Origin of the sequence: Acinetobacter sp. BSP-28 (assembly GCF_044130285.1) — a bacterium.
Classification (GTDB): domain Bacteria; phylum Pseudomonadota; class Gammaproteobacteria; order Pseudomonadales; family Moraxellaceae; genus Acinetobacter.
Genome location: NZ_JBIQOB010000011.1, coordinates 68,214 through 81,765, shown reverse-complemented (window position 1 = coordinate 81,765; position 13,552 = coordinate 68,214). Strand labels below are relative to the sequence as shown.

The 13,552-nt window shown below is 43.0% G+C and carries 15 protein-coding genes; 5 read left to right on the top strand and 10 right to left on the bottom strand.

Annotated elements, in window-relative coordinates:
• Nucleotides 1–118: 118 nt before the first annotated feature.
• The 4 genes from yccS to ACE01R_RS09935 all read right to left on the bottom strand — a co-directional run bounded on the left by yccS (nt 119) and on the right by ACE01R_RS09935 (nt 4,998).
• Nucleotides 119–2,269, bottom strand: a complete 2,151-nt coding sequence (gene yccS / locus ACE01R_RS09950; RefSeq protein WP_395550850.1) for a YccS family putative transporter — start codon at nt 2,267–2,269, stop codon at nt 119–121.
• A gap of 162 nt (nt 2,270–2,431) precedes the next feature.
• Nucleotides 2,432–2,980, bottom strand: coding sequence for a superoxide dismutase [Cu-Zn] SodC (gene sodC, locus ACE01R_RS09945; RefSeq protein ID WP_395550849.1), 549 nt, complete (start codon nt 2,978–2,980; stop codon nt 2,432–2,434).
• Between the two features lie 114 nt (nt 2,981–3,094).
• Nucleotides 3,095–4,222, bottom strand: a complete 1,128-nt coding sequence (locus ACE01R_RS09940; protein ID WP_395550848.1) for an AI-2E family transporter — start codon at nt 4,220–4,222, stop codon at nt 3,095–3,097.
• A gap of 131 nt (nt 4,223–4,353) precedes the next feature.
• Nucleotides 4,354–4,998: a ParA family protein gene (locus ACE01R_RS09935; RefSeq protein ID WP_395550847.1), complete on the bottom strand. Its 645-nt coding sequence runs from the start codon at nt 4,996–4,998 to the stop codon at nt 4,354–4,356.
• Between the two features lie 119 nt (nt 4,999–5,117).
• On the opposite strand from ACE01R_RS09935, the gene ACE01R_RS09930 reads away from it, so the two are divergent.
• Nucleotides 5,118–5,585: a Holliday junction resolvase-like protein gene (locus ACE01R_RS09930; RefSeq protein WP_395550846.1), complete on the top strand. Its 468-nt coding sequence runs from the start codon at nt 5,118–5,120 to the stop codon at nt 5,583–5,585.
• Nucleotides 5,586–5,618: 33 nt separating this feature from the next.
• On the opposite strand, the gene ACE01R_RS09925 is transcribed toward ACE01R_RS09930, so the two are convergent.
• Complete coding sequence (locus ACE01R_RS09925; protein ID WP_395550914.1) at nt 5,619–6,053, bottom strand: hypothetical protein; 435 nt, start codon at nt 6,051–6,053, stop codon at nt 5,619–5,621.
• Between the two features lie 173 nt (nt 6,054–6,226).
• Between ACE01R_RS09925 and ACE01R_RS09920 the strand changes: the two genes are divergently transcribed.
• Both ACE01R_RS09920 and ACE01R_RS09915 read left to right on the top strand, forming a co-directional pair.
• Complete coding sequence (locus tag ACE01R_RS09920; RefSeq protein ID WP_395550845.1) at nt 6,227–6,787, top strand: hypothetical protein; 561 nt, start codon at nt 6,227–6,229, stop codon at nt 6,785–6,787.
• 37 nt (nt 6,788–6,824) lie between these two features.
• Entirely contained in the window at nt 6,825–7,232 is a 408-nt protein-coding gene (locus ACE01R_RS09915) for a protease inhibitor I42 family protein (protein ID WP_395550844.1), read from the top strand.
• Nucleotides 7,233–7,376: 144 nt separating this feature from the next.
• On the opposite strand, the gene ACE01R_RS09910 is transcribed toward ACE01R_RS09915, so the two are convergent.
• Nucleotides 7,377–7,709, bottom strand: a complete 333-nt coding sequence (locus ACE01R_RS09910) for a HopJ type III effector protein (RefSeq protein WP_395550843.1) — start codon at nt 7,707–7,709, stop codon at nt 7,377–7,379.
• Between the two features lie 153 nt (nt 7,710–7,862).
• On the opposite strand from ACE01R_RS09910, the gene crcB reads away from it, so the two are divergent.
• Entirely contained in the window at nt 7,863–8,243 is a 381-nt protein-coding gene (crcB, locus tag ACE01R_RS09905; protein ID WP_395550842.1) for a fluoride efflux transporter CrcB, read from the top strand.
• A gap of 104 nt (nt 8,244–8,347) precedes the next feature.
• Here the strand turns inward: crcB and ACE01R_RS09900 are convergent, their stop codons facing one another.
• From ACE01R_RS09900 to ACE01R_RS09885, 4 genes are all read right to left on the bottom strand, one after another.
• Nucleotides 8,348–8,602: a type B 50S ribosomal protein L31 gene (locus ACE01R_RS09900; RefSeq protein ID WP_395550841.1), complete on the bottom strand. Its 255-nt coding sequence runs from the start codon at nt 8,600–8,602 to the stop codon at nt 8,348–8,350.
• 107 nt (nt 8,603–8,709) lie between these two features.
• Nucleotides 8,710–10,008, bottom strand: a complete 1,299-nt coding sequence (locus tag ACE01R_RS09895) for an ABC1 kinase family protein (protein WP_395550840.1) — start codon at nt 10,006–10,008, stop codon at nt 8,710–8,712.
• Between the two features lie 222 nt (nt 10,009–10,230).
• A complete protein-coding gene (locus ACE01R_RS09890; protein ID WP_395550839.1) occupies nt 10,231–11,586 on the bottom strand; it encodes an MATE family efflux transporter in 1,356 nt (451 codons plus the stop codon).
• Nucleotides 11,587–11,623: 37 nt separating this feature from the next.
• Complete coding sequence (locus ACE01R_RS09885) at nt 11,624–12,085, bottom strand: DMT family transporter (RefSeq protein WP_395550838.1); 462 nt, start codon at nt 12,083–12,085, stop codon at nt 11,624–11,626.
• 124 nt (nt 12,086–12,209) lie between these two features.
• On the opposite strand from ACE01R_RS09885, the gene hemW reads away from it, so the two are divergent.
• Complete coding sequence (hemW, locus tag ACE01R_RS09880; protein WP_395550836.1) at nt 12,210–13,364, top strand: radical SAM family heme chaperone HemW; 1,155 nt, start codon at nt 12,210–12,212, stop codon at nt 13,362–13,364.
• Nucleotides 13,365–13,552 lie beyond the last annotated feature (188 nt).

The window sequence follows — 13,552 nt, the reverse complement described above, 5'->3', positions numbered from 1 at the left end:
CATGCTTAAATCTATGAGAATGAACCTTGAGTGTACCGAATATTGCCGTAGTAGTGTATGAAAATTCGATGTATTTTTAAAACTTATCAAATACTTATAACCAAGTGTTGAACTCGGGTTATTTGATTTCCTGCGCCCATAATTCGGTTCTTAAATTTAACAGTTCAGGCAATGTTTCCAGCAATAAACTGATCTGCTTCAGTACCAGTAATAAATTTTCAGACAGATTTTCCTGTGTGCTCATCTGTTTAATTTCTTGCAGCTTATCCTGAATTTTGTCTGTATCTAAAGGCCGTTGCTGTAACAGTACGGCAAATAAAGTGTCTTTACACCACAGCATTAAATCCAGTACTTGTGCATCCTGAACTTGCTCGCGGTGGCTGCCCAAAGCCGAAACATAACTGAGTTGACTGTGGCTATACACCAGATAACGGAAGGCGGAATGAATCAGCGCCTGATTGGGATTGGGTTCGGTACTCAAACTGGAAATCATGCTCGACAGTTCAATTTGCGCATTGTGGGCAGTCCGACGTGCACGACGGTAATCCAGACTGTTGTTTTTACCGAACTGGTATTGCTTCGCCACCGCATCGAAATACTCCAAAGTAGCTTGATTACTCTTTTTGATGGTGCTGGAAATATTACGGAAGTTCCAGTCGGGCCAGATAAAACTCACCGCAAACCAGGCGATCAGACAGCCTAAAAGGGTATCAATAATGCGCGGTAAAATGATGGCGTATCCTGCACCTTTTAGGTTGAAAATCAGCAGTACCATTAAGGTCGCCATCAGCGTCGCCATGGCATATTTTTTGGAACGCAAATAGAAAAAGTACACCCCGGAAATAATGGTCAGTACCAGTTGTCCTTCAATACTCGGTACAAAATATAAAATAGGAATGCCGAGCAATACCCCTAAAACCGTGCCTAAAGTCCGCAGTTTTAAGCGGCTTTTGGTGGCGAAATAACTGATCTGGCAGACAAACAAACTGGTGAGTAAAATCCAGTAGCCATTTTTGGCAAAAGGCAATAACGAGATGGCATAGCCGACGGTAAATACAAAGGCAATCCGAACTGCATGACGAAACAGCGCTGAATTTGGCGTGAGATGCTGTTTCAGCTTGAGCCATAAATCCTGCACATCGTGAATATCATCATCCAGCAGATTCAAATTTTCCTGATGTTGCAAATAATTCTGACGGTAATTATTTTGCTCATGACTTAAATTGATAAATTGTTCCTGAATTTTCTTTAAATTACGCAAAATCAGCAGCAGGTTTTTCACTTCCAAATTTCGCGGATTTTCCTCCATCCATAATTGAATCGAGTTTTCCAAATTGGCAAGGGCAATATCTGTGTCCGGATTGGACTGATAACGTTGATGGCTCAGAATATCTTGCGCCAGTTTCTGGCAGGAGAGGGCATGCAGTTTTACATTTTTCTGAATCCGGAAAATCAGGTCGGTACGGCTAAAGTTTTGATGAATATTTTCATAATGCAGATAGTTTGATGTCGCCTGTTCATGAATGTCTTGCGCCAGAAAATACAGATTGAGCCAGTAAATCGTATTTTTATTGGCACGCGAGGCTTTTAAACGGGTCAGTAAGGATGCCTTGGTGGTATTCAGGCTTTGTACCACTTCACTGTTTTTTAAGGAAAGTTCATACAGCAGCGGTTCAATGTTGTCGGTATTGTCCGGGTCAAATAGACGAGCTTTGGCCAAGAGTAATTCAGCAATGGCATTAAAATTGGCCGCCAGATTGTCCTGGACAGCCTGTGTCGGTTTGAGTAAATAGAAGATGATCGAGCTCAGGCCATACCACAGCGCACCCAACACAAAATAGCTTGGTTGCTGATACCATTCGCTATATTCCCCCAGTCCAAACATGGTGTAAATGGACAGTAAAATAGTGCCAAAAGAAATGGTGGCATAACGCTGTCCCAGTGCACCCATTAAAATAAAGGCTGCACTGGAGAGCGATAAATACAGGATAAAAAGCAGTTTATAAGGATAAAGAAATTCAAGAATACTGCTGACGCAAAAAAACAGCAGGCAGACATAGAGCAGATTACGCAGACGAATACTTAGGCGGTCATCAAAATCGGTCAGGGCAGTGGCAATGGCGCCTAAGGTTAGCGGAACAATTAAAGGCTCATAACCCAAGAACAGTAAGCCTAAGGTTGTTCCAGTCAGAACAATAAAAATTTGCAGACAATAGATTAAAATGGAATTTGATTTAAAGCGTTGAAGTAAGTCTTTCAGGCTATTCACGATTTTTCTAAAGCTCAATTATTGTGAATATAGCCTGAGCTTTTTTCGCTGTGCTGTCAATTTGTCATCGTTAGCGTGGCTCGATGTTCTCTTTCATTTTCAGGTCAGAATAAAAAAGCAGACATTCAGCCTGCTTTTTTATTCTATGGTTTTATGGACAAATTATTGAATCACACCACAGGCAATCCGGTCTCCGCCACCGCCTAAAGGTTTAGGCTCATCGGCATAGTTGTCACCACCCGCATGGACCATAATCGCCAAGCCTTGAACATCGGCCAGTTTTAAACGTGGAGCCACCAGTTTTTCCCGAGATTTGCCTGTAGCATCCACCGTAATAAGGGGTAAATCACCCAGATGGCCAGTGAGTGGCGTACCGTGATGTGGCGCCTGATTCGGGTTGAAATGACCTCCAGCGGCAATGGCTGCGCCCATTTTGCCATCTTTTTCTGCCGGACCACAGAAGCCTTTTTCATGAATATGGAAACCGTGAGGCCCAGGAGGCAGATCACTTAAATGGGTATTGATGACTAGACCAGACGGGCTATCGCGTAATTCTACAGTCCCGATTTTATTACCTACGCCTTGTGCGGTTACGGCATTGACCGTTACCCGTTGAGCTTTATGTTCATTTATAGGCATGGTGCCGGTACAACCAGCCAAAAAAATTGCCCCTAGTGTTGCCATTGCACCTTGTTTGAATAGGGTTTTCATGATTTGAAGCATCCTGACTTTTTATAATTTGCACCATTGAAACAAAGTCGAGGATACAAGACCACGTGATTTAAGTAGTCGAATGTATAAGTTTTTTAACTTAGGCTTACCAGCTTAATCAGTGTGGTGTTTTTCATCATCAATATCATGGGCAAGCGTGGCTTTAGGCATCATTAAACCTTCAGTTTCATTGGTTTCATGCAGCCATTCACGCCAAATTGCCAGTAATACGGCCAGAATGACCGGACCAATAAATAATCCCACCATGCCAAAGCTGGCCAGACCACCAAGTACACCAAACATAATCAGTAGGAAGGGGATCTGGGTGGCGCCTGAAATCACTAGTGGACGGATCACATTGTCTGCGGTACTGACAATACACACGCCCCATGCCATCACTCCAATTGCTTCAATGGTATGTCCCTGAGAAAATAACCACAGCGAAACAGAGGTGTAGGCCACTGGAGGTCCAAAAGGAATCAGTGCCAGCAGGAAGGTGATAATGGTCAGCACCATCGGATTAGGCACATCGGCAACAAAATAGCTGATGCCTGCCAGAATGGATTGGGCAATGGCAGTCAGGCCTACGCCATAGACCACGGCACGGGTGGTTTCAGAAATGGTGTCCAGGTAATGATGGATACGTGGGCCAATTACCATTTCCAGAGCTTTGCTGACCTGATTTAAAATGGTGTGACCATCACGGTAGAAGAAAAATAGCGACATCATGGCAAAGCAGAGCTTGATAAGATTTTTGCTGACTTCGTTCAGTACCGCCTTACCGTAATTTAAATGCCCCTGAACCCATAAAGACACTGACTGAACAATACTGTTTGGGTCCTGGTTAATTTCTCTTAAAGTACGTGAAATTTCTTTGCCAATAAAAGGTAACTGCCGAATAAAGTCAGGAACATTCAGGTGACCGGAAAAGACCTGTCTCTGTAATTCGTAATACAGATTTCGGCCTTCATGCTGCAACATAAAGATTGCAAAAATAATCGGTAAGCCCAGCACTAAAACTACAGCAAGAATCATTACTGTGGCACTGAGGGAGGGACGTTGTCCACACATGCGTAATACCGACTGATACAGCGGCCAGGTGACATAGGCAATAATTGCCGCCCAAACTACAGGTACAATAAAATATTTGAGCACATGAAAACTCAAATACATTAGGACAAAAAACAGTCCAAATAATAAAACCTTTTGTAATGTGGGCGCGTAATGTTGCACTGAATTCACTGACTACTTCCTAAGTTCGGAGATCATCTTAACCGAAAAAAAAGCTCCCGAGAACGAGAGCTGGGTAAGTTGTGATGAATATTTATTGCACATTTCTACACTAAAGCTTTCACCGCATCAATTGAGTGCGATTAAAACCAGGCGCTGGGATCATCAACAATAGCATTTAACAGTGGTTGCCATTGATCTTGCATGGCTAAATAGTTTTTTTGCGTTTTATCAAAAATACTCAGTCCATGCATGGCAAGCTGAGCATAGGCGGCACGTTCGGAAATCCAGGCCACTGGCTGCTGTTCAATTTTTTGGAAAAAATCCTGAATATCTTTGGAACTGGCAGTGTTTGCTTTCATCCGGTTAGCCAACAGTAAAATCTGTACCTTCCCTTTGCGGATGCGTTTAATATCCTGTAGATGCTTTAGGAAACGGCGGGTACTGTCAATATCAAAGAAAGAGGGCTGCAATGGGGTAATAATGGCATGTGCTTCACTGATCAATTGTTCGGCATGTTCGCCAGATAAGGCACCCGGTGCATCAATAATCAGATATTCGATATTTTTAGGCACATCACCAATCGATTTTTCCTGACGCCAGTCCAGGCTTTGAATAGGCGCAGCCTCTTCCGGACGCTGTTTAAGCCACTGCAGGGCAGATTTCTGGTTGTCCGCATCGGCAAGTGCAACTTTGTAGCCCTTTTGTGCCAAAGCGGCAGCAAGATTAATAGCGGTAATAGTTTTCCCGCATCCCCCTTTTTGATTGGCAATTAATATAGTTTTCATGACCCTAACGATTTTATTCTGCTCAGCCCTAGCATATCATTGTTTGATGTGATGAAGATGACTCATGACAAAAGTATGAAGGCTTATTGGCCGATAATTTTTGCAAGTAGGGAAAAACAATGTCCATTTGGATGGCAATGCTGATTGGGGCGTGTATTGGCGTGGTATTAACCACCATGATTTTAAGTAATACCCGTAATGGACGAGTCAAGGCAGAGTATGAGCAGTACATTGCTGAACTGGAACTGGAGCATCAACAGGCTTTGGCTCATGCGCAAAAACGCAGTGTCAATACCAGCCGTGCGGTGCTCAAAGGCAAAATGGCAGAACAACTGGCGCCGATTATGCCTCAGTTTCAATACTTGCCCAGTGATGCCAAATTTCTGGGTGATCCGGTCGATTATGTGGTTTTCGATGGTTATACCGACTTGCGCGATGGCGAAGGAAGTTCGGAAGATATCGAAGTTGTGTTGATTGATATTAAAAGCGGAGGCGCACGCCTGACTAAAGGTCAACAGGCGATTGCCCAGGCCATACGGGAAGGGCGGGTACGTTTTGAAACGGTACGCATCGATTTTGATGATTAAAACGGCGATGTGAGCCCGCCATTCAATTCAAGATCATTGTTTTTGAGCACGGGCAAACAGCATACGCTGGGCAATTTTAGGAATACCGGTGGCATTCAGGTAATGTTTTTCTTTAAAATTGAAATGTGCATCCAGCAAGGCCTGTTCAATATTACGGTTCAGATGACAGCCATCGGCAAGGCGTTTTTGAATGGGCGTCAGTAAATTCTGTAAATGCTGCACGTGAATGGCGCTCTCATGTACGCGTTTAATCGCCAGCTGATAAATATCCGCATTCGGTTCCAATGCGTAGAGGGTATCGACATTTTGATAAAAAGGCAGATTAACCCCGGTACCAAAGCCAATTTCCAGCACTTCGCCTGTAATGGGTAATAGCAGTTCGCGACGCTGATCCATGAGGCTGGGTGTTTGCATCACTTGATTGAGCAAATGCGGGAAAATGTGCTGTTGGTAAAATTTATAAATCATTGTCACTTAATTTTTCTTGCTTTATCTCATCTTAGTTTAACCAATCTTCTGCTCAGGAAATAAGACAAAAAAGTGACTGAATATATCTATATTGTTACCAAGTCCATATAGTTATTTAAGCTTACTGGCTTAAAATTAATATAGAAATCAAGAAATTTGTTAGGGGCATAAAGATGATCAGGTCAATATTATTCAGTACTTTACTTGTCGCCAGCATGTTGCAAGTGAGTGCGAGTGCCTCTGTCGATCATAATATTGCAAAGGGTCTGGCTCCAGTATCTAAAGACCAGTCGATCAAAAAGTTGCAATCCTTCAAAGGTGATTTTCGTATTTTAGGTTCGAAAATCTATACCAGCGATGAACAGGCCAAGTTTTCACCGATTGATTATGCCGTGAGTTGGGGATTGTTTGCTGAACCTGAAATAGCACGCCATATCTCGGTAAACCAGTATGACCGCTATTTAAACTGGAAGATTGATCGCCTGCCGGTGCCTGCCGATCAAGCCATGCAGATGGTGTCGAACATGCACATCATTCCTGCTAATCCTCAAATTGCCAGGCAGATCAAGCATGTAAAACGTGGTGATCTGGTTCGGCTAAAAGGCGAGTTAGTGGAAATTAAAGACAAGAATCTGGTCTGGACTTCATCTTTAGTCCCGACAGATACGGGTGATGGCGCGTGTGAACTGTTTCGTGTCAGTTCAATTGAATGGATTGAACGGGTTAAAGGTTAATTGGCTTTTATAAGAAGATGATTAAAAGAGTAAATTCATGAAAGCTTTAGTACTAAGTTTTGCTGCAATTCTAGGATTCAGCATGGTGGGGTGTAGCAGTATGAGTCCAACGGTAGATGGCAAAACCCATGTCTATTCCTTGAAACAGCAATGTCCGAGTTTGTTGGAAATGAACGTAGGACAAACCCTGGAACTTACTGTGCCAGAAAATCCGACTACAGGTTATATCTGGCAAGTGGCACAGCCGCAGAATATCTTAAAAGTTGAAGAAATTTATCGACAAGATCAAGTGAAAAGCCAGCAACCGATGGTGGGAGTAGGTGGCGAAAAGTTATTTCGTTTTACTGCGCTGCAACCGGGTGAAGAATGGATTCACGTGAAACATAGCCGATCATGGGAACAAAATCCGATTGATGAATGGCGTTGTCGGGTTCGGGTTTCTTGATTTAATTTTTTTTAGATTTCTTTGGGAAAAGGGGGATTTATTGATTTTCTAAATCCCTCCTGACCTCCCTTTCTGAAAGGGAGGAGTAAAAAGCCCGCTTTATTAAAGCGGGCTTTTTCATATTCTAAGACGTATATAAGTAACTTATTTCGCTGTTAATGCCTGACCGTCAAACTGAATGCCATCCCAGCCATTTCGCATAAACTGGCGAATGTTCTGGTGATCTGTAGCTTCAGGGGTCGCTAATACCGCTGCATAATGTTCAGCAAACAGGCTTAAGGTCTGAGCTTGGTCTAGACCATTAAGTTTGGCAAAAGAAAATACTTTAGCACTGCCTTGGTTTTCGGTTGCAGCATTGGCTTGTTTGCCATTTTGAAACGCTGTAGGGGTATGCTGATAACGTGCATCAATGTACGCAATCACGTCTGCAAATTTGATTTCACCTGCCTGAAGCTGTGCCAATAAATCCTGAGCCATAATTTCCTCAATTCATAGAAAAAAGTTGAAAAACACCGCGACTATAACAATTTTTACTGCAGTATTTCATTACTATTTCAGCTCATTTGTACTGTATAGTGAACAAAGAATTTATACCATCTTGATCTTTGATCTGACAAAAATGGAACAGATATGAATTGGCTACTGGTAGCTTTGGGGGGAGCGGTAGGCGCAAGTTTGCGTTATGGCGCAGGGGTATTGCTATTTAAACCGAGCAGCGGATTTCCGTGGACGACGTGGTGGGTAAATATCTTTGGCTGCCTGCTTGCCGGTATTTTCTTTGCTTATAGCCAGAAATTTCCTGTTTTGCAAAATGAAGCACGCCTGTTCTTGATGGTGGGTATTTTAGGTGGCTTTACCACTTTTTCCAGTTTTGGTCTGGAAACCTTTCAGCTATTGAAGCATGGTCAAATCGCACTGGCTTTGGGTTATGTGATGTCCAGTGTGATTCTGGGAGTTATGGTTTTGGCAGTGGGTTTTTACCTGTTTCAATGGCTGTTACACAGCAGATAAAATTTAAATATTCATAATAAAAATAAAAAAAGCCCAAGTTGGAGGAGGAGACCTGGGCTTTGTAAGGTTTTAGCTTAAGGGTTAAAGCTTAAAATAATATGAAGTTAATGTGAGCGTTTGAAACGCGCGAAACGTTTATTGAAACTTGCCACACGACCTTCATTGCTGGTTTGACGCTGTTCACCAGTATAAAACGGATGCGAGGCACTGGAAATATCTAGGGTAACATAAGGATAAGTCTGGCCTTCGTATTCACGTGTCTGGGTCGGCTTTAAAGTGCTGCCAATAATAAAATAGACATCCGCATTGGTATCGTGGAACAGCACTTGTTGATAATCTGGGTGGATATCTGGACGCATACATTTCTCCATTGTATTTTTTAAAGATAAAGAAATGTTATAACATAACAATTATCAAGTCAAATAAAACCCGGTCACCATGGGCTAACCGGGTGGGTGTGGCGTGATCAGACTCGAGGCGGCACCAGCTCCTCAAATAAATCATTCAGGTTATCATTCACTTTTAAATGAATTAAATTCCAGTAATGTCCGGAAACCGTACGGTTGACCATTAAGGTATCCGGTGAAGGCTTAAACACATCCCAATATTTTAATGACGGTTTGAGCAGTTCGACGCCATCATGATGAGCAGAATTTTCAGCAAAATCGTAATGGGTGGTCAATGGACGCATCAACACTTCCAGCCACTGACGATAGAGCTCTTCAGGAAACTTGCCTTGAGTGGTAAGAGAATGCAGATCATCCAGTTTCTGTTCCATTTCGGCAATATTGCCTTCACGGGCGGCATTAATCAGGGTCTTGAAATTGGAGACAATTTCAGTGGACAGGGTTTTGACACCGCCATAGTCATAAATAATCACCGTGCCATCTTCACGGAAGGCAAAGTTACCCGGATGCGGGTCACAGTGGAAACGTTTCAGATAGAAAATTTCCTGACCAATGGCACGGAACAGGCGGCGTCCCAGTTCATTTCGGGTGTCTTGAGACCAGCTGCTGGCGGTTTCCATGCTTTCGCCCTGTTCCAGACTCAAGGTTAAAATGTGACGCGAAGAATAGTCGCTATAGACTTGAGGAATAATAATTTTATTGTCTAATGTTTGATGAAATGTACGCGTGACTTCTAAGTTTTGCGCTTCAATCTCATAGTTCAACTCATTATCCAGACTTTCCTGAATTTCCTTAAACAAGCGGTCCTGCAATTTACGGTCAATTTTCAATACACCCATTAAACGTAAGGCCAGACGAACCTGTTTCAGGTCACTTTCGCAGGCTTCATCCACCCCCGGATATTGTACTTTCACCACCACCTGCTGACCGTTCGGCAAGATGGCTTTATGCACCTGACCAATAGAGGCCGCAGCAAAAGGCTGTTCATCGAAGTGTTTAAAGATTTTATTGAGCGGTTTACCCAGTTCTTTTTCGACTTGCGCTTTAATTTCAGCAAAAGGCATGGCTGGGGCTTGGCGTTGTAACTTGCTAATGGCGCGGGCCACTTCAGGCGGGAAGATATCTTTATATTGTGAAGCAATTTGCCCCACTTTCATGACCGCACCTTTCATTTCACCCAGGGTGTCCGCAATCTGAAGACCTATATCCTGAAAAAGTTTACTGCGCGAGGCATTTTTTTGTTCTTCATCGGCATTAAAATTTTTAATCGAGTTTGACACGGTTTTAGTTGCAATACTCGCCGTCATACTGGCAAGTTTCATAAAGCGACGACCGGGGGTCCTAGCCGTTTTTGCCATGCGATATTCCTCAGGATCATCATAGATGGGTTTTAATGATCATAGGCGTTAAACTGGATATTGCCTACTTTAAATTGTTAAAAGCTGCATTTTTACACTGAGATCATCAAAAAAATGAAGATTTTAATTATATAAAATACTGAATTATTTATTATTATTTTTCTATTTATTTTGTATGGATCTCATTCCTTTTCATGGGAAAAGGAATGAGTCTATGACATTTTAATGGGTTTTCAGTCGATGATTGATTCTATATAAACGCGTTAATAATAGGATACAGGCCACGGTTAAACCGACAATCAAACCCACCCAGACACCGGCGGCCTGCATTTCGGTAAAACGTGCCAGATAAACCCCGACCGGGAAGGCGATGACCCAATAGGCAATCATGGTAATCCACATGGGGCCTTTGGTGTCCTGCATGCCGCGCAGGCAACCTGCCGCACTGACTTGCCAGGCATCCATCAGCTGATAGGCCATAGCAAATAACAGCAGATACAGCGCGAACTGTGTTACGTCATAATCCGAGGTGTAAATGGACACAATTTCTGGCCGGAAAAACCAGATCAATGCCATGGTAGCGAAGGCAAAAACAGTGCCGGTGGCCAGACCTAAATATTGCACCTTATACATCGCCTGCCAGTTTTTTTCCCCATAATAGGTGCCCACACGAATGGTCAGTGCAATCGCCAGGGACATCGGGATCATAAATAACTGCGAGGTCACGGACATGGCAATCTGGTGGGCGGCCACCAAGGTTTCGCCCAAGGGGCTGAGCACAATGGCAGCCGTGCTGAACAGGCTCACCTCAAAAAAGATGGCCAGGCCAATCGGGAACCCAAGTTTTAAAATGCGCTTGATCCAGTTGGGATTGATTTTTTCAAATGCAGCAAAAGGCTGTGTTTTTTTGTAGGCCGAACCTTTAAATATATAGGCTGCGAGTGCAATAAACATCAGCCATTGCAAAATAGCGGTAGCAAAACCACAGCCGGCACTGCCCAGTTCAGGGATTGGACCCCAGCCATACATGAAAATAAAGTTAAGCGGAACGAGTGCAACCAGCGCGCCTAGACTAATGGCGGTGACAGGGCGTGGATGACCCAGTGCTTCCGAATAGCCACGCAGCGCTGCATACATGGTCACGGCGGGCATCCCCAGGCCAATGGCATGCAGGAATAAACTGGCTTTCGGAAGTAACGCTTCTGGCACGCCTAAAATAGGTAATAAAAATGGCATGACTTGTAAAATCAGCGCAGCGATGATGCCTAGAATCAGGGCGATCCACAGGGATTGTCGTGCAATGCTGGCAATTTTTTCAGGTGTACGTGCGCCGTTGGCTTCCGCCACCAAAGGCGTGGTGGCAATCATGATGCCGCTGAACAGCAGCATGACCGGAATCCATAAGCCTACCCCGACAGCAATCGCGGCAAGGTCCACCGGAGACAGATGTCCGGCCATAATGGTATCAATCAGTCCCAAACCGGCTTGGGAAAATTGAGTGACCAGAATTGGAATCATCAAATGAAAGAGTTGTTTTAATTCATAACGGGTCGTTGTAACCGACGAGACATTCGACACAAAAAATTACTCATCATGTGCTTAGAATAATGAGGTGTTAGCGTTGTAAAGTGAGAAGCACACCAATAAAAATCACCACGCCACCTAACATGCGTTGCCAATTAACGGGTGTTTTTTCTGTTCCAAGTAACCCAAAATGATCCAAAAACATCGAAGTGACGAGTTGACCAAAAATAATTAAACCGGACAGGGTTAGAAAACCGAGTTTGGGCGCGGCATAAATACTGAGGCTAATGGCATATACCCCCAGAAATCCGCCCAACCATAAATACCATGGAAGTTGCACAAACGTGGCAAAACCCGGTTTTTCTACCGGCTGAAAAAACACCAATATGGCCAGCAGTATTGTACCAATCAGAAAAGATAAAAGGGCGGCTTGTAAGGGAGAATTTAAATATTCTCTCAACTGGCTATTGATAGCCGTTTGAATGGTGAGCGCGATACCAATCCCTAGGGTCAGGGGGATAAATAACAATAACTGAGCAGATATTTTCATCATTCTAACAATTTAATTCTTCTATAGTTTTCTCTAGTGTACTGATATTCATTGTGAGATTTTATCAGTGTCCTGATGCAGTCATGTTAAAATATGCATCTTCCTTTACCCATTTCGAGCTTGTTCCTTGGCTGAATTAAATCCTGCATCTGTTCCTTTATCTTTATATATTCATATGCCGTGGTGTGTGCGTAAATGTCCCTATTGTGACTTTAACTCGCATGCAGTACCGGATGGAAAACTGTCTTTAGATTTGGAGCAGGAATATTTACAGGCTTTGGTAGAAGACTTTAAAACCCAGGTCGACTTTGCCCAAGGCCGTCAGATTCATAGTGTCTTTATTGGTGGAGGTACGCCATCTTTAATTTCAGCCAAAGGTTATCAATGGTTATTTAGTCAGTTAAAAGCCATGCTTCCTTTTGAAGATGGCTGTGAAATTACTCTGGAAGCCAATCCGGGAACGGTGGAGCATGATCCCTTTGCAGGTTATTTGGCAGCAGGAATTAACCGTCTTTCCATTGGTGTGCAGAGTTTTAATACCGATCAGCTGAAAAAATTAGGTCGTATTCACAGCAATGATGATGCGATTAATGCCATTCATTTGGCCCGTGAAGCAGGTTTTGAACGCATCAATGTCGATTTGATGCATGGTTTGCCAGAACAAACTTTAGAACAAGCCTTAAATGATTTAAAACTGGCAGTGGAAAATGGTGCTACTCATGTGTCGTGGTATCAACTGACCATTGAACCCAATACCGTATTTTTCCGTACCCAGCCGGTTTTACCTGTAGAAGATGTTTTGGAAGATATTCAGGAACAGGGCGAGGCATATTTAAAAGCCAATGGTTTTGTGAACTATGAAGTTTCAGCTTGGCGTAAGGAAAAACCGTCTGCGCATAATTTAAATTATTGGCAGTTTGGTGATTATCTGGCAATTGGGGCAGGTGCACATGGTAAAGTGACCCGACCTGATGGCGTGTACCGTTTTCAAAAAACCCGTTTGCCAAAAGACTATTTAGCCAAAGTGCCTGCCGAGCATTTGCAGTTTAAACGTATTGAAGATAAAGACATGCCGTTTGAATTTATGATGAATGCCTTGCGTTTAAATGAGGGTGTCGATGCCAAACTGTATGCTGAACGTACAGGTTTAAATTTAGAAAGTTTGGATGAACTTTTAAATTCACTGCATACGAGAAAGTTTATGGTGGAAGATGAAAACCGTTTGTCTTGTACAGAGCAGGGGCATGTGTTTTTAAATTCAGTGTTGGAAGAGTTTCTTTGATATAGGGTGAGATGGTTGATTTGCTTCAATTCGTGAGCATGGATGAAATCATAGGTATGGAACGTGATAAATCATCAAAAAAACCCAAACACTGAGGTTTGGGTTTTTAATATTTTTATAAATTTTTGATTTTAAATGTAAATTAAAATAATTTCGTATAACGTGTATTATGTTAATTTTAGGAAAAA